General features: G+C 31.5%; 29 protein-coding genes. 2 read left to right on the forward strand and 27 right to left on the reverse strand.

The annotated features are described in order from the left end of the window. Positions 1–593 precede the first annotated feature (593 nt). From HN894_05685 to rbfA, 14 genes are all read right to left on the reverse strand, one after another. Complete coding sequence (locus HN894_05685) at positions 594–719, reverse strand: hypothetical protein (protein ID MBT7142810.1); 126 nt, start codon at positions 717–719, stop codon at positions 594–596. 128 nt (positions 720–847) lie between these two features. Further along, on the reverse strand, positions 848–1,033 hold the full coding sequence (locus HN894_05690) for a hypothetical protein (protein MBT7142811.1): 186 nt from the start codon (positions 1,031–1,033) through the stop codon (positions 848–850). A gap of 2 nt (positions 1,034–1,035) precedes the next feature. Further along, positions 1,036–1,668 carry a class I SAM-dependent methyltransferase gene (locus HN894_05695; protein MBT7142812.1) on the reverse strand — a complete coding sequence of 211 codons (633 nt, stop codon included), beginning with the start codon at positions 1,666–1,668 and terminating at the stop codon, positions 1,036–1,038. 210 nt (positions 1,669–1,878) lie between these two features. Continuing rightward, positions 1,879–3,192: an erythromycin esterase family protein gene (locus HN894_05700; protein ID MBT7142813.1), complete on the reverse strand. Its 1,314-nt coding sequence runs from the start codon at positions 3,190–3,192 to the stop codon at positions 1,879–1,881. Between the two features lie 22 nt (positions 3,193–3,214). Continuing rightward, a complete protein-coding gene (locus HN894_05705) occupies positions 3,215–3,466 on the reverse strand; it encodes an AraC family transcriptional regulator (protein ID MBT7142814.1) in 252 nt (83 codons plus the stop codon). 138 nt (positions 3,467–3,604) lie between these two features. Continuing rightward, complete coding sequence (locus HN894_05710) at positions 3,605–4,144, reverse strand: dihydrofolate reductase (protein MBT7142815.1); 540 nt, start codon at positions 4,142–4,144, stop codon at positions 3,605–3,607. A gap of 74 nt (positions 4,145–4,218) precedes the next feature. Continuing rightward, complete coding sequence (locus tag HN894_05715) at positions 4,219–5,049, reverse strand: hypothetical protein (GenBank protein ID MBT7142816.1); 831 nt, start codon at positions 5,047–5,049, stop codon at positions 4,219–4,221. Then, positions 5,042–5,941, reverse strand: a complete 900-nt coding sequence (locus HN894_05720; protein MBT7142817.1) for an ATP-binding cassette domain-containing protein — start codon at positions 5,939–5,941, stop codon at positions 5,042–5,044. The genes HN894_05715 and HN894_05720 overlap by 8 nt, the downstream gene beginning before the upstream one ends. Beyond that, a complete protein-coding gene (locus tag HN894_05725) occupies positions 5,931–6,431 on the reverse strand; it encodes a DUF4252 domain-containing protein (protein ID MBT7142818.1) in 501 nt (166 codons plus the stop codon). The genes HN894_05720 and HN894_05725 overlap by 11 nt, the downstream gene beginning before the upstream one ends. Further along, positions 6,418–6,945, reverse strand: coding sequence for a DUF4252 domain-containing protein (locus HN894_05730; GenBank protein ID MBT7142819.1), 528 nt, complete (start codon positions 6,943–6,945; stop codon positions 6,418–6,420). Before HN894_05730 ends, HN894_05725 begins: the two co-directional genes overlap by 14 nt. A 61-nt stretch (positions 6,946–7,006) precedes the next feature. Further along, positions 7,007–7,435, reverse strand: a complete 429-nt coding sequence (locus HN894_05735) for a hypothetical protein (protein MBT7142820.1) — start codon at positions 7,433–7,435, stop codon at positions 7,007–7,009. Continuing rightward, positions 7,419–7,880, reverse strand: coding sequence for an RNA polymerase sigma factor (locus HN894_05740; GenBank protein MBT7142821.1), 462 nt, complete (start codon positions 7,878–7,880; stop codon positions 7,419–7,421). Before HN894_05740 ends, HN894_05735 begins: the two co-directional genes overlap by 17 nt. A gap of 153 nt (positions 7,881–8,033) precedes the next feature. After that, positions 8,034–9,257 (reverse strand): FtsX-like permease family protein, encoded by a 1,224-nt coding sequence (locus HN894_05745; GenBank protein ID MBT7142822.1) that lies wholly within the window; start codon positions 9,255–9,257, stop codon positions 8,034–8,036. Between the two features lie 90 nt (positions 9,258–9,347). Then, entirely contained in the window at positions 9,348–9,683 is a 336-nt protein-coding gene (gene rbfA, locus HN894_05750) for a 30S ribosome-binding factor RbfA (protein MBT7142823.1), read from the reverse strand. Positions 9,684–9,922: 239 nt separating this feature from the next. On the opposite strand from rbfA, the gene HN894_05755 reads away from it, so the two are divergent. Continuing rightward, entirely contained in the window at positions 9,923–11,566 is a 1,644-nt protein-coding gene (locus HN894_05755; GenBank protein ID MBT7142824.1) for a phosphoenolpyruvate carboxykinase (ATP), read from the forward strand. A 118-nt stretch (positions 11,567–11,684) separates the two neighbouring features. On the opposite strand, the gene HN894_05760 is transcribed toward HN894_05755, so the two are convergent. The 5 genes from HN894_05760 to HN894_05780 form a co-directional block, all read right to left on the reverse strand. Next, a complete protein-coding gene (locus HN894_05760; GenBank protein ID MBT7142825.1) occupies positions 11,685–12,161 on the reverse strand; it encodes a hypothetical protein in 477 nt (158 codons plus the stop codon). Between the two features lie 49 nt (positions 12,162–12,210). Continuing rightward, positions 12,211–12,642 (reverse strand): hypothetical protein, encoded by a 432-nt coding sequence (locus HN894_05765; protein ID MBT7142826.1) that lies wholly within the window; start codon positions 12,640–12,642, stop codon positions 12,211–12,213. 43 nt (positions 12,643–12,685) lie between these two features. Then, positions 12,686–13,243 (reverse strand): sigma-70 family RNA polymerase sigma factor, encoded by a 558-nt coding sequence (locus tag HN894_05770; protein ID MBT7142827.1) that lies wholly within the window; start codon positions 13,241–13,243, stop codon positions 12,686–12,688. Positions 13,244–13,348: 105 nt separating this feature from the next. Continuing rightward, the gene (locus HN894_05775) at positions 13,349–14,302 is read right to left on the reverse strand and encodes a transketolase family protein (GenBank protein MBT7142828.1); all 954 of its coding nucleotides are present in this window, start codon (positions 14,300–14,302) and stop codon (positions 13,349–13,351) included. A 59-nt stretch (positions 14,303–14,361) separates the two neighbouring features. Then, positions 14,362–15,798, reverse strand: coding sequence for a DUF5106 domain-containing protein (locus tag HN894_05780; protein ID MBT7142829.1), 1,437 nt, complete (start codon positions 15,796–15,798; stop codon positions 14,362–14,364). Between the two features lie 181 nt (positions 15,799–15,979). Between HN894_05780 and HN894_05785 the strand changes: the two genes are divergently transcribed. Beyond that, entirely contained in the window at positions 15,980–16,870 is an 891-nt protein-coding gene (locus HN894_05785; protein ID MBT7142830.1) for a glycosyltransferase, read from the forward strand. Positions 16,871–16,975: 105 nt separating this feature from the next. Here HN894_05785 and HN894_05790 read toward each other — a convergent pair whose 3' ends face one another. The 8 genes from HN894_05790 to HN894_05825 form a co-directional block, all read right to left on the reverse strand. Next, complete coding sequence (locus HN894_05790) at positions 16,976–18,571, reverse strand: NAD(P)-dependent oxidoreductase (protein ID MBT7142831.1); 1,596 nt, start codon at positions 18,569–18,571, stop codon at positions 16,976–16,978. Continuing rightward, a complete protein-coding gene (locus tag HN894_05795; protein MBT7142832.1) occupies positions 18,568–18,984 on the reverse strand; it encodes a hypothetical protein in 417 nt (138 codons plus the stop codon). The genes HN894_05790 and HN894_05795 overlap by 4 nt, the downstream gene beginning before the upstream one ends. Before the next feature lie 180 nt (positions 18,985–19,164). Next, the gene (locus tag HN894_05800; protein ID MBT7142833.1) at positions 19,165–20,052 is read right to left on the reverse strand and encodes a 5,10-methylenetetrahydrofolate reductase; all 888 of its coding nucleotides are present in this window, start codon (positions 20,050–20,052) and stop codon (positions 19,165–19,167) included. Positions 20,053–20,215: 163 nt separating this feature from the next. Beyond that, entirely contained in the window at positions 20,216–21,328 is a 1,113-nt protein-coding gene (locus HN894_05805; GenBank protein MBT7142834.1) for a hypothetical protein, read from the reverse strand. A 34-nt stretch (positions 21,329–21,362) separates the two neighbouring features. After that, entirely contained in the window at positions 21,363–21,857 is a 495-nt protein-coding gene (locus HN894_05810; GenBank protein MBT7142835.1) for an MOSC domain-containing protein, read from the reverse strand. 53 nt (positions 21,858–21,910) lie between these two features. Further along, a complete protein-coding gene (locus HN894_05815) occupies positions 21,911–22,507 on the reverse strand; it encodes a molybdenum cofactor guanylyltransferase (GenBank protein ID MBT7142836.1) in 597 nt (198 codons plus the stop codon). A gap of 1 nt (position 22,508) precedes the next feature. Then, a complete protein-coding gene (locus tag HN894_05820; GenBank protein MBT7142837.1) occupies positions 22,509–23,402 on the reverse strand; it encodes a formate dehydrogenase accessory protein FdhE in 894 nt (297 codons plus the stop codon). 83 nt (positions 23,403–23,485) lie between these two features. Further along, the gene (locus HN894_05825; GenBank protein ID MBT7142838.1) at positions 23,486–23,623 is read right to left on the reverse strand and encodes a hypothetical protein; all 138 of its coding nucleotides are present in this window, start codon (positions 23,621–23,623) and stop codon (positions 23,486–23,488) included. Positions 23,624–23,629 lie beyond the last annotated feature (6 nt).

A 23,629-nucleotide genomic window follows, 5' to 3' on the forward strand; every position in this document is an offset into this window, starting at 1 on the left:
GAGACTTTCACTCTCTGGAAATATTTAATGCCTACCCAAATTGAATATCAATTTTTATTTTCAAAAAATAATTTGTATTTTTCAAATTTTTCTTGAACATCAAGGTGGGTGTCCGCATACGCTTATGCTGGGCACACACATAATTTAAAACTCAATTGAGCGGAAGTATCCATACATTATAGCTTCAAAAAAAATGCGAAAAAAATATCAACTTTTTCGCATTTTTTTTTGGCTCAACTGAGCCTTAAATCCTATGATGTTAAACAAAACCCAGACCAGCTAATTCGGTAAAAATTCCATAAAATCATCTTTATTAATTTCTTAAAATGTAAAGATAGAAAAAAATGAACTTACAGCAAAAGCATTGTAATAAATTTTAGACAAAAAAAAGAACTTTTAATTGCTATTAATTAAGAAATTCATTTTATTGGAAAGCAAATCGGGAATTCCACCTTTCTACAAAATCCCCAAATTAATAAAATTACATATAGGGAAAGACATAGTCAGTAAGCAGGTTGGCTTGGGTTTAGTTCAATCGCGATTTTTCATTGGGACTGAATCAGGCTCAGCAGTTTCTCGCAGTTTTTATATTCTTAGGTGCTGTAAGGCATTTTTTTCCTGTTCATCATTCTATAAATCTCTTTCAATTCTTCTTTTCTGTTTTTGTCAAGTCCATGCCATCTAATTCCTTGTATTGCTCCTTCAAGTGCATAAAGCATATTTAGTGGTTTTAAGAAAACGTCAAATACTGCGTTACTCTTGCTTTTGAATCAGTCATTTACAAAAGTAAACTCCTTATTTTCAAAAGCTTCAAAAGCCTTGTCTTTGACGCTTTCTTAATAACCACTCAAAAATTGATAGTTTTCTTAGAGGCACTATTTAAACAAGCACCACTATTTTCAATGCTTGCAATTTTGATTATTGCATTCTCACTTCCTAATTGTTTTAAGTCTTGCTCATTTTCTACCCCTATCAAACTCAATTTGTCTGCAAGAGTTTTTCCAATATTGGGTAAATTAGTCAGATTTTCCATTACTATTTTTTTCGCTGGCATTTAATTAAAAAACATTCTAACGGTGGCTCATTTTCAATATGTTTAATTGGTTCATCAATTTCTTCAAATGATATTAAACCAAAATCAAAGAACTCCTGTTTTATTGATTTTTCATCGTAAAAGAATACTTTTAACCCATTCTGAATTTTAAACCTGTCTTTGCTTAGTTTTTCCCCTTCACCAAACAGATTTGATTTTTTTGAAACTACAACAAAAAACATATAACCGTCAGGCGATAACTGGTTATAGCAATTCAGTATAAAAATTTTTCTTTCATATTTATTTAGCAAATGGATTAATGAATAGCAGAAGATGCCTTCATATTTCTTTTTATCAAATGGCATTTCAGTAACAGAACCACAATATATTTGAATGTCCTTTGAAACATATTTTTGAGCTAATTCTATAGCTGATTTTGAAATTTCTATGCCAGTTACATTGATACCATTATCGCAGAACACTTTTGCATTTCTTCCATAGCCAAAACCCGGTATTAAAATGTCAGAAACATTGTGTTCAAGAAAGAAATCTTTAATAAGAATAGCTGAATTAGCAGGCTCTTGCCCCCATATCATTTTTTCACTCTTAAATATTTCTTCCCAAAATTCACTCATATTAAATTAATTTTCATCAAAACTTTCCAGAACCAAAAGCAAATATTTTAATGCAGCTTTCATTCCTATATAAATCAATTGCTAAGTTTTATTGTCTAAACCTTCGTCTGCAATCAATGATTGAATAAAGCCAGCATAAGCTTTTTGAATATCAGGGGCTTCATCAACAAATTTTTGTAATAGATTATTATTAATCTTCTTAACTTTTATTTAATTTCTTAATTTTTCAAGAGTTGTTGGATTGTAATTAACTTTTGAAATAGTATTTGTAAAAAATATAGCATCAAATGATTTCTTTGGAATACAAGTCATTTCAAAACCTTGAGCACGAATTACTTTGTCTGTATTTAGCCATTTTTCAACAATCTTATTTTCTGAATTTCCTTTTAAATTGAGTATGAAGTAGTCCGTTTTTAATTTTGCTAATGTTCCGTCTATAGTATATGGTTCTGCAGGCTCAAAAGTTAAGTTTTGTTCTTGAAACTCACCTTGATTAAATGAAGCACCAATAGAAACCATATTATCACCAAATTTTTGATTTAAGATATCTCCCATTCCTTTTATTTCATTTTCAGGCATCACAGACATAGTAAACTCTGATTTGCCAATATGAACATTATGAGCCCAAAGGATAATTTTTTTATTTCTCTCTTTTATCCAGAAAGTAATATTAGCCATTGCATTCTCTCGAATTAAACCCATTTTTAATCTATCAGTCTCTGAAAACATCTTATTTGCTTCGTTGGCTGAATATGAAAGTTTTAAAATCCATTCATATTCGTTTTCTGATGACTTAGCAATATAATTTTCTTTGTCTTGCTTTATATGCTTAAATAACCCATTGTAATTTTTTCCAAGAATTTGTTTTTCATCTTCAGGCAATTCTGAAAAGCGTTGCTGTGTTGTTTGCCATTGATTGTCTTCAATTATTCTACGACCAAAATTTTTGTTTTTAATTTGTTCGAAATATGGCTCATCTATTTTCTTAATGTATTCAAATATTTGTTCAAGACCATTGTTTGGTGCAACAATATCAATTCCGTAGAAATTCACTTTATTGCCAATTTCCTGACCTTTGTTATGTTCATATAACCAAATCAATATATTTTTCATTTCCTGTGTATCCCACAAAAACCAGCCTGGCATATTCGACATTAATTCATCAATATTCCCATTTCCATTTAGAATATAGTCGTTAATTTTATTTGAGTAAGGTAAACTTGCCTCTAATACAAAGCTTGTAAAATTCATTTCCTCGACGAGATACTTTATAAAACGATGTTTCAATTGAAATTGCTCATGTATATCGTGGCGACTTTCTCCAAGGCAAACAACTTCTGCATTTCCAACAATTTGGTTTAATATATGCAAATCGTCTTGCTTTTGCGTTAGTTCTAATGTCTCTATTTTCTGTGAGTTTTTTAAGGCCCATTCCGAAAATTTGTCATCCATTTCTTGTGAAGATGAATTATTGCAACTTGCTGTTACTAATAAAATCAAGAATATTATTGAAAATCGTATCATTATAATTTCTTTTTATGAGGTTTTAAATTTCAATATTTTTCCAAGCAGGGAATTTTTTCAAACTTTCTTTTGCCATTTTCTCGGCTTGCTCTTCTCCAAAATCATTGGTTTTAATGATTAAGCTTTTGAAATCAGTCACTTTTTCAAGGTATGATTTTAGATTTCCATGATTATCCGTGCAATGTTTACAATATTTGTTTTCTGGCTTTTCACATCCAAAATCTTCAATGCTCTTCATTGGCATTCCGCAACTTTCACAAATTTTTGATACCATAATTTATTTTTTTAAAAATTAGTAAACTTAATAATAACAAATATGAGAAAAAAAGTTGTTTAAAAAATTTGGAGTGTTCGTTTCTTTGTTACATCATATGCCATACAGAAATTAATAGTTATTATACTTTCTGTCAAACTATCTTTTTCTTTTATAATGATTCTGAACAATATCACCCAAAAATACCTTAGATTCAACATGTTTGAATTCTAATTTATCAGGCAATTCGGAAAAAAGTGTAGCTCCTCCACCTAACAAAATTGGGATAGTAGTAATAATAAGTTCATCAATATGGTCTTCTTTCAGAAAACTCTGAATTGTGCTACCTCCGTCAATATAAAGTCTATCGTATCCTCTTTGATTTAATTTTTTTACGACATTGATTATAGAACCTTTTACTAATCCTACTTCATTTTCGTAGTTTGCAGGAATTATTTCCAAACTTCTGCTCAACACAAAAACAGGCTTGCTATATGGCCAGTCAATATCAAAATTACAAACTGCTTCAAATGTTTTGCGTCCCATAACAATGGCATCGATACCTTTCATAAATAGTTCGTATCCCATATCAATTTCATCAGGATTTGAGATAGAATTTAACCAATCTAATCCGCCATTTTTGTCAGAAATATAGCCATCTAAACTTTTTGCAATAAATACTGAGTTTTTTTTAATCATATTCTCTTTTATCTTTCAAACATTATCACACATTTATGAAGTTTTAGATATTCATGAATTATTCAGTTTAATAATTAAGCCTTCAAATCTCTCTTTTTCAATATAAAAACTATACCAAACAAATAAACTGCAAACCAGCCAAAACTTATAATCAATGCTTTTATCGAAACATTATCATTAATTTCGCTAAAAATATAGCGTCCGAATGGGATATCTATCAGATTGTTCATCGATTTTATGGGGAAATATTGAACTATTGTGGGCATTATACCATTGCGAAAATATGGTGCATTTTCGAAAATTGCAACTACTATCGGCTCAAACATTAAGCTGTAGAGAAAAAGAGCAACTATCACAAATCCAGACTTTTTTATGATTAATGATAATAAAAATGCCATGGTGCAAAACAAAATTATTTGATAAAAATACACTGCAATAAATTCAAGTTCGTCGAAGACAAATTTTATTCCCCAAACATGCGAATAAATTGCTCCATCAATAATTCCAAGTAAAAACAAAAATGCAGTACTTAATAGTGCAAGACAAACAATAAGCATCATTTTGCTTGCGATATACTCATATTTACTAATTCCATCAATTATGTTTTGGCGTAAGGTGTTGTAAGTAATATCATTATTTATTGAAATTATCACGATAAATACCAATAATATTATTCCGAATGAAGCAAGGTAAGTAATATTTTGCCATATATCCGGGAAATCGTAAATAGGCAATATCGTAGGATCTATTCCTTTAAAATCTACTCCCTCTTTTTTTAGCCATTCTAAGAAAAAGCCTCCTCCTGCTGCAATCACTACCAAAGCCAAAAGGTACATGCCCAATAAAATCCAAAAAACCTTATAGTTTCGTAACTTCAGCCATTCTAATTTTAGTGTTCTAATCATTCTCTTTTAAGATTTTAAGAAATTCTTGTTCGAGCGAATTTGTATGTGTAACCAATTTTTGCAGAACTACACCATTTTTAAAGCAGAAAGAATTTACATCTGCAACCTTAAAATTTTCCTTTAGGCTGCAAAAAAGACTATTTGTATTTTTTTGAATATCTTCCATACCTTCGAAGGAATTCAGAATTTCTGACAATTCTTGAAGATTTTCGCTACTCACTTCTATTCTATTAATTTCGTTCAAAGTGTCTTCAACTTTTCCTTCATGTAGCTTCATACCTTTACGTAACACACAGAAATGTGTACAGACTTTTTGTACCTCATCTAATAAATGGCTTGCCATAATTATAGTTTTCCCCTGTGTTGCAATTTCTTTAATCAGGCTACGAACTTCGGCAATTCCTTCAGGATCGAGGCCATTTGTAGGTTCGTCGAGAATTAGTACAGGCGGGTTTGATAATAATGCAGCTCCGATTGACAGTCTTTGTTTCATTCCAAGGCTGTATGTTTTATATTTATCGTGTTGGCGTTCGTGCAAACCAACTGTCTTTAGAACTGAATCAATTCCGGCCTTGCTACACTGTTTTATATGTGCAACAATTTTCAGATTTTGAACAGCCGTTAGGTATGGATAAAAACTTGGAGTTTCAAGAATTGCACCAATTTTTTTCCGAGCTTCAACATTTGGCACATCAGAAAACCATTTAAAACTTCCTTCGCTCGGTGCAATCACGTCAAGTATCATTCCAAGGGTTGTGGTTTTGCCACTTCCGTTTGGGCCTAAAATTCCATAAACCTGGCCTTGCAAAACTGTAAGGTCGAGCTTGTTAAGTGCTTGAATTTTTCCGTACTTCTTTGAAAGTTGATGTGTTTCAAGAATTTTATTTGGCATAGGGCGAAATTATTGAGTAAACATTAAACATTTCTCCCTGACTGATACTTTGCACAAGTGTTGGAATTTTTTGAAAGCCAATTTTGCCAATTATGTAAAAAGCAAATATTTCTTCCTTATTCCTAAAAACACCAACAAATTCGCTCTGCTGGTCTTCTTTTCCGTAGATATAAAAATTGGTGTCGCCGCCTTGCATAATTGCATATTCCTCAAAAGCATTTTTTTGGTACTTTGCAATCATTTGCAGATATGATTTTTCAGCTATAGAAGCAGAATCGAGAGTGTATATTAAGATTTTTTTGATATTCTCAACCATATCGTAGTAGTCCTTGTTTTTTGCCAAATTGAGCATTCGCAAAGTGCTTGGATAAAAGCAATAATCCTTTCTGCTGCTCGAATCGGCATAAGATTTTATTATGTCTTCCTGAGCAAACAGAGGCTGGAATAATCCTGTTAAAAGGATAAATATCAATAATTTACTTTTTTTCAACGCTGTCAATTTTCGTTAAATTTTCCAAACCATGAATTTTCATAGTTCTGGCAATTTTAGAAATATTTTTCAAATCAATTTCGCCAAATAAACTCAATAGCACGAAATTCTTTTTTCCGCCGACTACCATAATTAATTCCTCAATTATTCCATTTTCCTCTTTTATAGAAAATTTCATATTCTCTTTGGCATCTTCAACTGTCATTAATTCTTCGTAGCCATTTTTGTCGATATCTGTGCAAGCTTGCTTATAAAGTTTTTCGGCATCACCAACGCTATCCGAAGCAATTATTTTCAAACCTTTGATTTTACTTATTGCCTCTAAAAAATCTTTTTCGGCTTCACCGTCTGACTCAAGTTCTGTAAATAAAGAGAACATTTTGCTATTTACTGAAACTTTTGTAAAATTTTCGTTTTCGGCATATTCGCTAAAATACTTAGCAATAAGGCTACTTTGTGTCATTCCTGCCATTGAAAATAGCACTAATCCAATAATCAATAATTTAGTTTTCATAATAATGATTTTTTAATTGTTAATTGTTAATTGTTAATTGTTAATTGTTAATTGTTAATTGTTAATTTTTCTCTGATATTAATTTTTGAGCTTCGCTGAATTTTTCCAAATTATCTGCAATAACCTCAGCTTTATTCATTTTTGTTGAAATTGTGAGAAGTGCCTGACGTGTTATTTTGTAGGCTTGCTGAGGGTCTTCAATTGCAAATTTGTCCTGTGTTTTCGATATTTGCAATAAAAATACTCCACTAATTATCCCAATAGAAATAGCCGCAGCCATAAGCCATTTAGGGAAAGATACTCTCTTGCCGGGCTGTTTAAAAACATAAGGCGATTTTTGCGTTGCTTTTTGTTGCAAATATTCAAAATACATTGCCTCATTAGCTTGCGATTTTTCTTTTGAAAAGTAATCTTTCAGGATTTTTTCTTCGGCTACAGAACTTAAGCCAGCCCAATATTTTTCTTTCAATTCATTAATTTGCGATTCCATATTGTTCAATTTTTTGCATTTCTAATCTAATTTTTGCTCTTGTTCGGTGCAAAGAAACTTTCACTTCACTCAAACTAAGACCTAAAATTTCGGCAATATCCTGATATGCCATTTCCTCGACTTCACGCAAGTGAAAAATTTCTTGTTGTTTTTCCGAAAGCGATTTAATTATTTTATTCAGCCAGTGTTTATAGTCATTTTCCAGCAATTCAGAGTCGGCACTTCTTGAGTCTGTCTTCGACAATTCTTTTTCGCCAACCAAAGAAAATCTATTCATTTTCACCCAATCGTAGCACTGATTTCGTGCAATTCGCATTGCCCACGATTCAGGACTATGAATTTCAGCCAACTTTTTCCGATTGTTCCAAATCTTCAATAAACAATCTTGTACAACATCGGCTGCCGTTTCACTGTCTTTTAGTATCGAAAAAGCGTATCTATACATCTTTTCAGAAACAGGCATTATATATTTTTCAAACTTTTCTTTCGACATTTCAAAAGGGAGACGATGGCTGTATATAAAAGTTACAGAACTATAATTTTTAATTTACATTTTTTCAAATTCATGCTTTGATTCAATAAAAATGCTGTATAAAAACTAAAGTTTTTCAAACAAATATCTTCGGGTAATGTATCGAACCGGATACCAGGCTGCCATAAAACCAATCGCAACTACGGTAATGAAAGTATATGTAAAATCCTGAAAAATTATCTTTACCGGATAAGCATGAGTTATCATCGATTCTCCGCTGTAGAGTTCTATCAGCCCAAATTTTATTTGAATATAACAAATTACTCCGCCAAGAAATAGTCCAAAAATTGCACCCAGAATTGAAATTAACCAACCTTCCAATAGAAAAATCCTCTTTATGGTTTTAAGGTTTGCACCCAGATTTCGCAAGGTTGCGATGTCGTGCTTTTTGTCAATCACCAACATTGTGAGCGAACCAACAACATTAAAGGAAGCTATGAGTAGAATAAATGTAAGAATGACAAATGCCATCAATTTTTCCGATTTTATGGTTTTATAGATTAGTTCTTGCTGTTGGTATCTGTTTTTTACGACAAATTTATCACCAAGAATTTCTTCAATTCTTTTTTGTAACAAATCTTTATCAATTCCAGATTCAATTTTCAATTCAATTCCGGTAATTTCATTTTTGTAATCGTATAAATTTTCGGCAAATTCGATTGGTACAACAATATATTTTGAATCTATTTCTTGCTGAATAGAAAATATTCCTGACGGAAAAATATATGATTTTTTTGTGGCATCGTTCAAATTCAATCGAGGAGTTTTAGACCTTTTTGGCACATAAACAACTATTGGATTTGTAAAACTAAGACCTAATGAAAGTTTTCGAGCAATTCCGTATCCAACTACCGCAAGACTGTTTTCTCCATGTTTAAGCAGAAATTTTCCGTCAATCATCATACTATCTATCCCGGTCATTTCAGAAAACTGATTTCCTACTCCTTTTATGCTTGCAAATTCTTCCTTGTCGCCATATTTCAAAAGTGCATTTCCTTCAATAATTTCTGAAAAATGGACAATACCCTCCATTTTTTTTATCTTTTCAAAAACTGCATTCTCGCTATCGAAGGTTTTTCCTTCGGCAATTGTTATTTTTAAATCTGGATCGAAAGCAGAAAACATTGACTTAATGAGGTCTTCTAAGCCATTAAAAACCGAAAGTATTACAATCAAGGAAATAGTGGTAATGCTTATTCCAGCAACAGAAACTGCAGAAATAATATTGATAATATTAGTTGATTTCTTGGAAATTAAATATCGTTTTGCAATATATAAAGGGAAATACATTTAATAATTATGAAATTATATATGTTATTGGTTTTGAAAAGTGGCTACCATAAGCCGAAACTTGCTACTTACAAACTGAAACAAATAATTCTAATCTAATAAATCCTCAATTCTCTGAGCATAATCCTGACTATCATCGTGAAAAAATGCAATTTCCGGAACTTTTCTCAATTGAAAACGAATTCGCTGTGCAAGAAAGTGACGAATTGAACGAGAATTTTCATTGAGATAGGGCAGCAATTCTTCGCTTTTTGAAGATGGAAAAATGCTTACATATACTTTTGCGTACGAAAAGTCAGGACTTATGCGAATTATTGTTACAGTAATCATGCCTCCGGATGTAAACGATTTGCCTTCTTTCAAAAAGATTTCGCCAATTTCTTTTTGCAGGAGCCTTGCTATTTTATTCTGTCGAATCGAATCCATTATATTTATTGTTTTAATATATTTTTTTGTGCAAAGATACCAAATTCTTTTTATCGGTATTGAATAGCAAAATATCACATTCTGCAATTATTATTGAGCTCTATTTTAGTGAATGAGCGGTTTTATCAAAAAAACCAAAAAAAATATTTTATATGTGAATAAATCATAATCTATTTATTGATTAATTGATACTTTTGCAATTAGTAAAATTAGTAATCTAAAAATTAAATATTGACAAGATGAATATTCAAGCAAACTTAAAGAAAGTAGTTGATGCTCACAGTAATGTGTTTTCAAATATTCCGAGAGAAGAAATAATTCAAGCAGTAGTTGATAATAGAGAAGCGATTGTTTCGGAATCGGGTGTTTTAGCAACATGGACACCTAAAGAATCGACTGGAAGAAGCCCAAAGGATACGGTTTTAGTAAAACGTATTTCGAGCGAAAAAAATGTTGATTGGAATTCTCCTAACAACATAGCTATTTCTGAAGAAACCTTTGATTTAGCTTTTAATGAAGCCTTGGAATATCTTAAAGAAAAAGAGAAGATTTATACCACAGATAGAGTAATTGGTGCAGATTCATCATATGCTTTGCCTGTAAAAGTAGTTACAGATTTTGCTCTTACAGCACTTTTTTCAGATAATATGTTCAGACCTGTTCCTGAAGATATTTCTAAGAGTATCTTTCACGAAGATGGATTCACGCTTCTTGCATTGCCATATTCAAAACTTGATTCGTCGAAATATGTTGGCAGACTAAGAGAAATGCCAAATGGAAGTACTAGCAATATGATTGTTGCAGTTGATATGGATAGAAAAATAGGATTAGTTGTAGGATCGGCTTACATGGGAAGCTGCAAAAAAATGCTTTTTACCGTAATGAACTATCTTCTTCCGTTGAACGGCATTTTGCCTTTGCATTGCTCGGCAAATGAGGGCGAAAATGGAGATTCTGCTTTATTGCTCGGACTATCGGGAACAGGGAAAACAACTTTATCGGCAGATGCAAGCAGAGCTTTATTGGGCGACGATGAGCATGGCTGGAATAATAATGGTATTGCTAATTTTGAAAACGGTTGTTATGCAAAAATGATTGACATTGACCCCGAAAAAGAACCAGACATTTACGATGCAGTAATGCACAAAGATGATTTCTTGAAACACGGAGCAATTGTAGAAAATGCAATGATGTATCCAGACGGTGAATTCGATTATTTCGACGATAGATATACTCCAAATTCAAGAGCTTCATATCTTCTTTCATACTTAAAAAATATTAAAGAATCTTCAACAGCAGGACATCCAAAAACAATTTTATTTCTTACTGCTGATGCTTACGGAGTTTTACCTCCAGTATCTAAACTAAATGCCGACCAAGCTATGCTATGGTTTTTGATGGGATATACAAGTAAACTTGCCGGTACCGAAACCGGAGTAACTGAACCTCAAGCTACTTTCTCGCGATTTTTCGGACAACCATTTATGCCACTAAACCCTGATGTTTATGCAAAAATGTTAGGAGAAAAAATGGAAGAACACAAAACAAATGTTTATCTGATTAACACCGGATGGAGCGGCGGTGCCTACGGAGTTGGCAAAAGAATGGATATTAAACTTACAAGAAAAATGGTGAATGCTGCATTATCCGGCGATTTAGAAAACGTTGAGTATGAAATTGACGATTTATTCCATGTTAATGTACCCAAAACCTGCCCTGGTGTTCCGTCAGAAATTCTAACTGCTAAAAATACCTGGGAAGATAAAGCCGCTTACGGTAAAGTTTCCGAAAAACTTGCCCAAAAATTTGCTGCTGCTTTCGATAAAAATTATGGAGATAAAAATATTGATAAAAATATTATTAAACAGTGTCCTGGAAAATAGGGGCTATTTGATGGCATTAAAAAAACCTGTAAGAAAAAATCTTACAGGTTTTTTTTGTGGCATAAATACAAAAAAATAGAACAATCTATTTTTGGTATTATTTCCATAATTAAAAATATTATCCTCTACGCTGCCTGGTTTTTTTGTCGCGAATTTGTTTCAAAAGCTCCAATTTAAACTTATCTTCTGCCTGATAAAATTTAATTAGCTTTTTAATTGGTAATGTTTGTTTATATTTTTCATGAAATTCAAGTTTTATGTCAATAAATTCTTTTTCGAAAGTTATCATTTGGTCAGAAATAGTTTCTAATTCTTGATCGCTCATATCTCCACTTTTTTCATGGAGTTTCATATGTAACTCAACTTTTTTCTTGCGTAACAATTCTGTAGCTTTTTGTTGTTGATTGTAAATTGGCCAAAATTTCTGAGCCTCATCAATCGACAAATCTAAAAAATCGGTTAGAAATGCAATTCTTTGTGCTCTCATTTTCTCCATTTTTTCAGGCGACAAGGGCTTTTCATATTGTGCATTCGATATTTGAGCGAAAGCAATAAATGCAAATATTATTATTAAAAAGGTGCTTTTGATTTTCATATTGCTAATATTTAGATTTTATTTTTTAATACTATTTTGGTTTTCAAAATTATAATTCGTTGTATAAAATATCATAGTCAATCCCATTTTCAATTAGATAGTTTATTAAATCGGCATTGTCAAATTCTTCATTTTCAGCATCTTCATATAGAGCATACAACATTAAATCTTCATCAATATCATTTGTTTGAAGTTCGATAATTTCTGTTATATCTTCAGAAATTAATTGCATATCGCTATTATTTTCAAAGAAAATATTATAGCCTACGAATGAAAATACAATTATAAATATTGAAGCAAATGCCAAGGAAATCTGAGGTTTAAATTCAGAAAATAATCTATTGAAAAGAGGTAATTTTTTGTCCTCTGAGATTCTTAATTGAATTTTCATAGGAAATTCATCAAAATAATTTGATGGTACTTTGAAAGAAATATTTCCTTTATTTTCAAATTTATCTTTTATGTCTGATGTTTTTTCCATTATTTCTATACTTGATATTAAGACATGATAACGAAATTTTGGTTTAATCTGTTTCCAAAAATTTTTCTATTTTTTTTACTGCATGATGATAAGATGCTTTTAGAGCTCCAACTGTAGTATCTAAAATTTCTGACATATCATTGTATTTCATTTCATCAAAATATTTCATATTAAATACTATTCTTTGTTTTTGCGGAAGCCGGAGAATGGCTTTTTGCAACTTTTTTTGAGCTTCATTTCCATCAAAATACGAGTCGCTTTCAAGCAAGTTTTGCATTCCTTTTTCTACATCTACAATTGGGAGCAGGAATTTTCTTCTTTTTTGTTTTATCAACGACAATGCTTCATTGGTTGCTATTCTGTACATCCAGGTATATAATTTCGAATCTGCTCGAAATTTTTCAAGTCCAACCCATATTTTCATAAAGGTTTCTTGAAGAGTGTCATTTGTATCTTCGTGGCTGACAAGTATTTTTCTAATATGCCAATAAAGTCGCTCCTGATATTGCCGAACAATCAAATTGAAAGCAAAACTTTTTGAATCTTCATTTCTGAAAAGTTTTAAAAGCTCACTATCGCTGTATTCGGTTCGAGAAGACACAAATTGAGTTATGAATTATTAATCTAAATTATTTGATATTAGAAATAAATTATGAAAAAAGGTTTAATTGAAAATAAACTTTATTTCCTTCAACTTTCAAGCAATCTATTTTCTGGAAAGTACTTTTTCGGCAGCTTCAACAATATTTTGAGCTTCTAAACCATATTTCTTGAGCAAATCGTTTGGTGTTCCACTTTCACCGAATTTGTCGTCCACAGCCACAAACTCTACAGGAAGTGGACAATTTCCGCAAAGAAATTGTGCGATACTATCGCCAAGTCCGCCATTCATCAAATGCTCTTCGGCAACTACAACTGCTTTGGTTTTTTTAACAGATTCTAAAATCGCATGTGTGTCTAAAGGTTTTATGGTATGAATATTTATTATTTCGGCAGATATTCCTTTTTTGTTTAATTCTTCGTATGCTTCGATAGCTTTCCATAAAAGATGTCCTGTGGCAAAAATGCTAACATCTGAACCCTCCAACATTTTTACTGCTTTTCCAATTTCAAATTTTTGATTTTCATCGGTAAAATTCGGGACACCTGGTCTTCCAAATCGAAGATATACCGGACCTTCGAGATCTGCAATTGCAATAGTTGCAGCTTTTGTTTGATTAAAATCGGCAGGATTTATCACTGTCATATTTGGCAACATTTTCATCAAGCCAATATCTTCAAGAGTTTGATGAGTAGCTCCATCTTCGCCAAGTGTAAGCCCGGCATGAGAGGCACAAATTTTCACATTCTTGTTCGAATATGCTATCGACTGTCGAATTTGATCGTAAACTCTGCCGGTAGAGAAATTTGCAAAAGTCCCTGTAAAAGGAATTTTCCCTCCAATAGTCATTCCGGCAGCAATACCCATCATGTTTGCTTCGGCTATTCCAATTTGGAAAAATCTATCGGGAAAACTTTCTGCAAATTTATTCATCTTTAAAGAGCCGGTCAAGTCGGCACAAAGAGCAACAATATTTTTATTAGATTTTCCGAGTTCGTGCAAAGCTTCGCCAAATCCGTCTCGTGTCGATTTTTTTTCAGTAAATGAATATTTTTTCATAATGTCTTAAGGTATCAATTTTCAGAATTTCAATAACTTATAAAATAAATTATCAATATCTATTTATTATACTTTTCGTAATTTTCAATGAACTCTTCGATTTTTTCTACATCAATTCTTTTTGCAATAATTTTTTTACTCTTGTCGAGCAAATAGATTACTGGTGTACTATAAATATCATAATTATTTCTGAAATTAGACCAACCATATGGATCATAAGCATTTATCCAATCAGTTATTGCATTTTTTTCAATAAATTCTACCCATTCATCTTTTTCTTTTACTTGAGTAAAAATTGCAATCACTTCTACACTTTTATTTGCATCAAAAAGTCGCGAATATACTTCGTGAAGTTTAGGAATGAGTTTCTTGCAATGACCGCAGCCCGGTTCCCAAAATGCAATAATTGTATATTTAGTATCAATTCCGTGAAGTGTAACTACTTTATTATCGTATGTAATAAGTTTCATATCTGAAGCAATTTTTCCAATTATGTTTGGAGAAATCTTCTCAACTCGTTCTCGAATTTTTGCAAGATGCGTTGAGTCCGCCCAAAAAGCCTCGCCAGACAAATAGTATGATTCTCCAACAAACACAAGAACTTCGTCCATTCCCATAATTTTCGAGGAGCTGTAGTGAACTAACAAATAGTTTACAGCATACTTAAACATCTCATCGTTTACTCTTGTTTTATCTATGAACTCTTTGGTTTCTCTAATAAGTGTATCGGGTGCTTGAATAATAATTTTTTTGAAGAAATGTCCCATTTTCGATTCGAACAATGGAGTTCTAAGAAGCCTGTCGTCGCTAAAATCTATGTGATCGAAATAATGATTTTTATTGTATAAATATTGCCACATTTGTTTTACTGAATCTTTGTTTTCGTAGAATTCGGGGATTTCAAATTCGGGAATTTCTGGCGAACGCATTGCATTAATTACATTTCCAAAAAGAGTTCCTTTATTTTCTGCGGAAATTCTTTTCCAATTATCTTTAACCTCTTTGTCCATTTTTTTCATTTCCTCACGAAGTCTTTTTACTTCTGCTTCATTTTCTTTCGAGGCTTCCAGTTTTTTATTTAGCTCGCTCATTTGAGTTTGCTTTTTTCCCATAAAAGCCTGATAATCATTAAATTTTTGATTTTGAACAGAGCCTGTAATTTTCATATTCTTAACATAATCAGCAGTATCGGTTTCAATATAGAAAACTTGGTCTTCAGGCATTAATATCTCAAAATATGTCATCCATGGTAAGATTATTAAATAAATTCCTCCATCTAATTTTTCTTTACCTTCAAAAATTCCAAAACCGTTTTCATCTACCCTAATAGTATCTTTCACAAACTTTTTGTCGGCAAAATGATGACCAAGCAAAAGTGTAGTATCTTTTATTCCATTAATTTTGACACTAATTTTGTAGCCTTGCGAAAAGGTATTGAAACCTAAAAAGCACATTAAAACAATTACTGTTATTGAAAAGAGAATTTTTTTCATCATACAAAATTTTATTTTTCAATTTATAAATCAATTTTTCAATATATATTACCTTTGTAAAAGCTACAAAAGTATAAATTGTGAGAATATATTCTGTTAAAAAAAGTTAAGAGAATATGTGATTGTTTAATAAATCGAAATTGTAAAAGTCTGTTTTTGTTGTATTTACGAAATATTGTTCGCTATGCTTTCTATTCTTATTCCTTCATATAATTTCGAAATAAGCAAACTGATTGCCGATTTGAACAAACAAGCTACTGAGCTTCAAATCAAATTTGAAATTGTAGTAATTGATGATGCATCAAATTCATACTTTCGAAGTAAAAATTCAAATATCAGAAAACACGATTCTGTGAAATATTTTGAATTAAGTGAAAATATTGGCAGATCGAAAATTCGAAACAAACTTGCTGAAATGGCAAATTACCAAAATCTGCTATTTATGGATTGCGACTCGCAAGTAGTAGATAATAAATATATTAGCAATTATTTGCCATACTGCAACAAGGAAAATTTGGTTTGTGGAGGTCGAACATATACAGAAAATCCACCTGTAGAAAAGAGCCTTTATCTGCGATGGTTGTATGGCGTGAAACGTGAATGCTCTAATGCAGAAATTCGCAATCAATATCCAAATAAATCATTTATGACTAATAATTTCTTGATTTCAAAAAAAATATTTTCAGAATTAAAATTCGATGAAAATATTTCGGGATATGGCCATGAAGATACTCTTTTTGGGATTGAATTGAAGCAAAAAGGCATAGCAATCAAGCATATAGACAATCCTTTAATTCATGTTGGGCTTGAATCTGCAGAGGAGTTTCTATCGAAAACTCAACAAGGAATTTCCAATTTGAAGAAAATCCTCGAAAACTATCCTCAAAGAAGCGACCTGATTGACAGTGTAAAAATTTTGAAGTACTACAATTTTTTAGAAAAAACAAGAGCAAAATTTATGATCAAAGTTTTGTATTTAGTCTTCAGAAAAAGAGTAGAAAAAAACCTACATGGAAATACTCCAAATTTAAAACTCTTTGACTTTTATAAATTAGCTAATCTTTGTTTAATCTGATGTCTTCAAATTTCGTTGTCACTCAAATTTTTCAAAACACTCTATTATAGAAAAGAACTCGAATGTCTTGAACTGTGGATTTTTGGAGATCGCCATATTAAATACTTATTCTTTCTTGTCGTTATCATAAAAAGTAGCGAGTTTTTGAAGTTTTTCTTGAATATCTGCTCTGTGAGGCATTCTACTTATTGATGGTTTTTTAAAAAATTGTTCAAAAGCATTTTCCACTTCATCAACAGATAATTGTATTGTCATTGAAATTTCATCGTAAACGAACTGCTTCATACCCTTTAGATCAGGTTCTTTTAAAAGTAAGGAAATTACAATTTTTCCAGTTTCTAATATAGCATTATTAATTTCATACGATTTGAAGCCCTCCTTATATAGAATTGGGACTAAAATGTTTCGCAAATAATTAAGTAGAATCAATCTATCATGATTTCGGACTGAAGCAGTAAGTAATTGATAGAAAACACTTACATCCCAGTTCAAAGTATTAATATTAACATTTTGATATCTTGAGAATTCGTTTTTTCTTTTTGTGTCCAATAAAATCTCTTTGATTTTGGCATTTATTTCATCTTTTAATTTTACCATTACTTCATAAATAATATAATTAGACCTTTGAGAAGTTCGTAATAAAGCTCTTGTATTTTTCGAGTGAAATAAATATGGATTACTTTTCAATGTTTCGGTAATGTAAAGCATTCTGCGTAATATTTGAAATCGTGGTGTAGGATCCCAGTTAAGTACTTTTCTGGTATAAGAAGAATCAACGTCAAGTTTTTTATCAATATATTTTATCATCCAAAATCTTTCAAATGGTCTGCTGCCAAATAATCGACCAAGAAGATCGAATAAAATTATTCCGAAAGAAGCAATCAGTTTAGGTGTCATTATTGGCTTGATTCTATTTCCAAAATAATAGCGAGTAGAGAATTCAAAAAGTTCCTTATGAGAGATTGCGGTATCAGGACTTGCAATATATACATCATACCGGAGTAGTCTTTCACTTTTAGAAAAAATTGTTAATAACATTCGACTAAGACAACTCGAATGAATATATGGTATTGCAGACAAACCTTTGCCACCTAACATTCTCGAATTCCATTTTTTTGAAAACCAAGTCATTAAGAAAATATATAAGGGGCCATATTCGCACCAATCTGTAAAAACTGCTGCAAAGCGTACAACAGAACAAGGAAAATATTCTGAGAATTCTTTCACAATTTTTTCTCCTTCCATTTTACTTCTTGCATAATGATAATTGGCGTCAAGAGGACTTTTTTCATTTAATATTTTACTCCTGTTCGTAAATTCATGTGCAGCAACAGAACTAGCAAAAATAAACCGTTTAATATTTAACTTTTTCGAATATTCCAAAATATATCGTGTTCCATTAATATTTGTTCTTACATATTCTATATTATTAGTATTTGTAAAATCATAATAGCCGGCTAAATGAAGCACAAAATCTATCTTGTCTTTAATGTTCAGATTTAATATTTGATAAAGATTATTTTCGTTACCGATATCTACTTGTATCCACTTAATATTTGGATGCTCTTCTATTTGGACTTCCATTTGAGAGCGTCGTGCAATTGCATATATTTTGAATTTTCCCTTAGTATTTTCCAGAAAACTTTTTCCTACAATCCCAGAGGCTCCGGTTACGATTATATTTGGCAAATCACCTTTCATTTTTCTGGATTTCGGTATTTATTTGAACGATAAGCAAATATTAATGCAATAGCCATTGCTCCATCTCCTATTCCGGAAAGGAGTATTAATAAAATTGAATCAACAAATAGAAAATAAATCATGAGAAATGTTGTAGCACATAATTTGATTATAATTGAAAAAATAATTAAGCTTTCATATTTTTTATATTCAAGTACTGGAAGCAAGTAACAAATACTCATAATAACGTGAAATACACCGCCCTGAACCTGAAAAAATCTCTCATTTACAAATTGAAATCCAAGGTATTCAATTAAATTGCCAGAGAAAAAAATCAGACCAATTCCAACTATAAATGAATGAATTGATATAAGAGATAAAATAATTGACAAACAATACTGGCTGTCATTCTTTATTTTCTTAATAAAACTCATACTTGTTATTAATTATGCAAATCAAAAATTAATCAAGTTACGAAAATAATATTACATACTAAATAATTTTGGAAGATAAAACAAAAAGCTCCAAACTTTAATTTAGAGCTTTTTGTTATATATTTGAAATACAACTAATTATACTATAAAACATTCGATACTTAATAGACTAAGCAATCCTCAAATCAACAATCCTTCCTCACGCAAAGTCTCAACTAAAGAAACAATGGTTTTAGCACGATTCATTGTATAAAAATGTAATCCTGAAACTCCATTTTTCAAGAGTTCTCGGCATTGTTTCAGGGCAAACTGTAGCCCAAATTCGCTTACAGCACTTTTGTCGTCGGGAGGTAGAGCTGCTAATCCATCGCGGATTTCTTTAGTTATTGTTATACCACAAACTTTTGCCAAATTATTCATCAACTTTTCAGAATAAATTGGCATAATTCCCGGAACAATTGGTACGATAATTCCGGCAGCTCTGGCTCTTTTCAGAAAATCGAAAAAGTATTGATTATCGTAAAAATACTGAGCGACAATATATTCGGCACCATTTTTAACTTTAAGCTTCAAATATTCAATATCTTTTTCTAAACTTTCGGCTTCGAGATGCCCCTCAGGATAAGCTCCGACACCAAGACAAAAGTCATAGTTTTTTTTGATAAATGGAACCATGTCGGAGGCATGAGTAAAAGCTTCCAGATTTGGCACATAATTTTTATCCCAAGTAGGTGCATCGCCACGGATAACAAAAACAGTTTCAACGCCAAGTGCTTGAAACTTGTCTAAAACTTCTGTCATTTTCGAAGGACTGATACCAACCCCGGCAATATATGAAACTACATCGAATCCAAATTGATTTTTTAACTTGTCAGCCAATTGAATAGAACCTTCGCTGGTTGAGCCACCAGCTCCGAATGTAACTGTTACGAAATTGGGGTTTAAAACTTTAAGTTTTGTTAGAGCTTTATCGAGATTTGCAGCAGCTTTTTCGTCTTTTGCTCTTGAGAATTCAAATGAAATTATAGGCTTATTTTCTTCATGATTTAGGATATTGGCAACTCTCATAGTCTTTCTTGTTAATTAATTATATAAAATTTACTAAAAATTATAGTACGGTCAATTCAATAGTTTTGTTTGCTTCAATAAAAAAAAAGTTGCGATGATAAGAATTCCACATATCATCGCAACTTTATTAGCTGAATTAAAAAATCAAAATTTCCTTTAAAAATTAAAAATTGATTTTTCCTGAAAAATTAATAATCAATGCCGAACGATCATCGCCATCTTTAATGGCTGTAGTAATTTGTTCTAATTCGAGAGCAACTGAGTACTCTTTTGTAATTGGAAATATTATATCGCCATAAATGACTGTATTTGATTCTATTGCCCCAATTGCAAGATCGTCTGTTTGATTTTGATCCATACCAAATCCAACAACTACCTGAAAATGCTTATGAATTTTTGAACTGGCATTAAACCATAAACCGAGACTTTTTCTATCATCTCCTTCAGCACCATTTCCGGCTATATTAAAAAGATTTGCATTATTCAAGTTTGTACCCATATTTACTTCTCCTTTCAACGAAAAATATTTGTGTATAGGAAGTGTAATATCAGCTCCAAATCCACTGGCACTAAAATCATAATTTGTAGAATCCGGTATTGGACTAAAATTGGCATTCATAAAATAAACACCAACAACATATTTCTTATTGATTTTAGCGGAAATCCTTCCTTGTAGCATTGGACTTGCAGCCTTATTGTCTATTCCTAATCCTGCACCTTCTTTGCTTCCTTCTCCAACCGAAAGTTGAATCATTGGTACAATATTATCCATTGGTAGTTTATAGCTCAATTGAATTTGTGCACGGCGAAATCCTCTGTTTCCGGCATACCACATATTTCCATTTGTATTATTAGTTGATGCATTTACAGGTGAATATAAATCCCATTGCTGTCCGATACGCATTTCAAAATTTCCCTTTGCAACACTTGCAAAAGCTTGACGGATACGCGGTTTTCCATTAGCATCAAAGGCACCTCCATAAAAATCCAATTCAAGTTTGCCTCCGACTTTAATATCTCCGTCTTTGCTAAGTTTAAATCCAAATCGAGTGTGTTGTGCTGTAAACCCAAGTGCAGGATTTTCTACTCCGCCAGCAAACTGGGGTGCTGACAAGTAAATGTTGGCTGGGTTTCCCCAGGAATAAACGCTTGAGGTTGCATAAACCATATCGCCTTTTAGAAATCCATATGGTTTTACAACTAATTTGTTTTCATTTTGTCCAATCATAAGGATAGGAATGAAAGCTAAGATAAGAATTACTATAATTTTTCTCATAATGTTTTTAGTTTTTAATTAATGAAAATTTAATTTACTCGTATGACACTTCTAAAGTATCACCATTTTTAATGACTCCTCCTTTTACAATTCTTCCAAAAATTCCTTTACATCTAACAAAGCAGCCTCCATTGTTATTATGGTTATGTTTACAGTTCCATCTGCAATTTCTTCCAATTTTTGATATTTCAAGAACTACATTATTCGCAAAAGCTATTTTCGTATTTAGTTTCAAAGAATGAAAGTCTATTCCTTTTAAAGTAATGTTTTCGCCAAAATCGCCCGGATGATAATGACCATTACCATTTTTGATTTTTGGGCAAATTTTATGGCTCAAAATACTCTCGTATGGAAGCAAACTTATTTGTTTTTCCAAATTTTCGCCAGCATGAATATCGCCCCAGAGACCGTAGTCTTGTACTAAAAATGCCTCATTAATCGAGTCTTTATTCACTCCACGATCATTGCTGATATTTATTGATACAATTTCTCCTAAAATTGCTTTACCATTATTCCCAGAGTTGTTCATTTTTTACATGAATTTTGTCCCGATAGCTATCGAAAGAATTATAGTTTTCAACTTTACAAACTTTCAGGTTCTATGTGTGCAAGTTCCTGAGGTGTATTGATATTAGTAAACACTTTTCTGTAAAAATCATTTTCTTCTAAATCATAGTATTTTACATCAATAAGTTTCAAAAAACTTTTGATATAGAATTTTTGATTGCTTGTTAAAAAAAAGAATAGTTTTTCTGCCAATTTCTTTTTGAAAATCGAATGAATGGGTTCTAAATTTCCTCCAACTCTTGGAACAAAAGCATCACAATTCATAGTAGAGAATGCTTCAATTTCATCTATAATAAGTTGAGAGTTCAAAAATGGCATATCGCAGGGCACAAAAAACAATGCTTCTTTTTTTGTGTGAACAAGTGCAGAATAAATTCCTCCGAGAGGTCCTTTATTTAACAAAATGTCAGGAATTATATGGCACTTCTTTTCAAAAGCATTAAAATCGTTAGGAGAATTTGTAACAATAATAATTTCATCAAAAATTTCAGAAACTACATTAATTGTAATTTCACAAAACTTACGGTTATTAATGCTTAGTAGAGCTTTATTGTTGCCCCCCATTCTTGAGCATTTGCCACCTGCCAATATTGCACAAGCAATTCTATTCATACTATGAGTTTTTCAGGTATTCGCCTATTCGCACATCTTTCGGACCATCAAATCGGGTTCCAATAATCCATTCTTGCAGATATTTGTTTTGCAGTGCAGCAATATCAATGTTGCTTGACGACATATAATCATTTAGAATTGTTACTTCCGAAATTTCGGCTTCATGTTTGCTTATATTCTTGGTTTTTACATACCTACGACAAATGTCGCAAGTATATGCAGAGATTGCTTCTTCTCCTTCAATATTTAAGTATCCTAATTTGTCTTTGTCGGCAGAATGACAAAAAGAACATCTCAGTCGTCTGAAAGACCAAATACTTCCACAGCAAATACATGCCATAAGCTTTTGCCCTTCTTTTTTATCAATATATGACATTCCGGGCCAGTGGCCGCAAATCGGACAAAATCCTGAAATATGCTCTTCTATTTTTTCTTTTGTGTGAACTAGTTGAGATACGCTTTCGCGATAAGGATATGCTGCAAAAATTGCATAAAAAGTAAGAAAATCTAATGATAAGCTCTCGTTTCTAATAAATTCTGAAATTTTCTTTTGCTTGTTTGTCAAAATATTAAGTATGAACTCTTTTGAAAAAGATATATCTTCCTTAAAAATTTTGCTAATCTTTTCGATATCATTTTTAAATTCATTAACATATTGCCCAATCAGTTCTAAGAGTGAAATGAGAAATTGGTGATTTTCTTTCTCTTTTATGTTCCAGATATCATCACTAATTGCATATCTTTTCTGCTTTATTAATTGGATATTCTCTTCAACAATATTTTTGTCGAAAGACTTATTGAAAGATATTTCCTGAAAAGAATATTTCAATTCATTGAAATCGCATAAAAAATTCAAAATAAAACTATTTTCTTCCTTTTTACTATTTTTGCTCATCACCTTTTTATTCTAAAAATTGTTTCTACAAATAAAGTTAGTGTTATGCCAAATTGAGACATAACACTAACAAAATTAATAAACTAATTTATTTTCTCATCATCAGACTTAAAAAAAAGTCCCAAAACAATAATAAAAATAACTAAAAAAGCAATAGCAATTATGTATTCCGGACCTTTTGTTGACGGATATACAGATAATAATATAAATAAATCTAACATTTTTTT

Source organism: Bacteroidota bacterium, assembly GCA_018692315.1.
In the GTDB taxonomy this organism is placed as follows: Bacteria; Bacteroidota; Bacteroidia; order Bacteroidales; family JABHKC01; genus JABHKC01.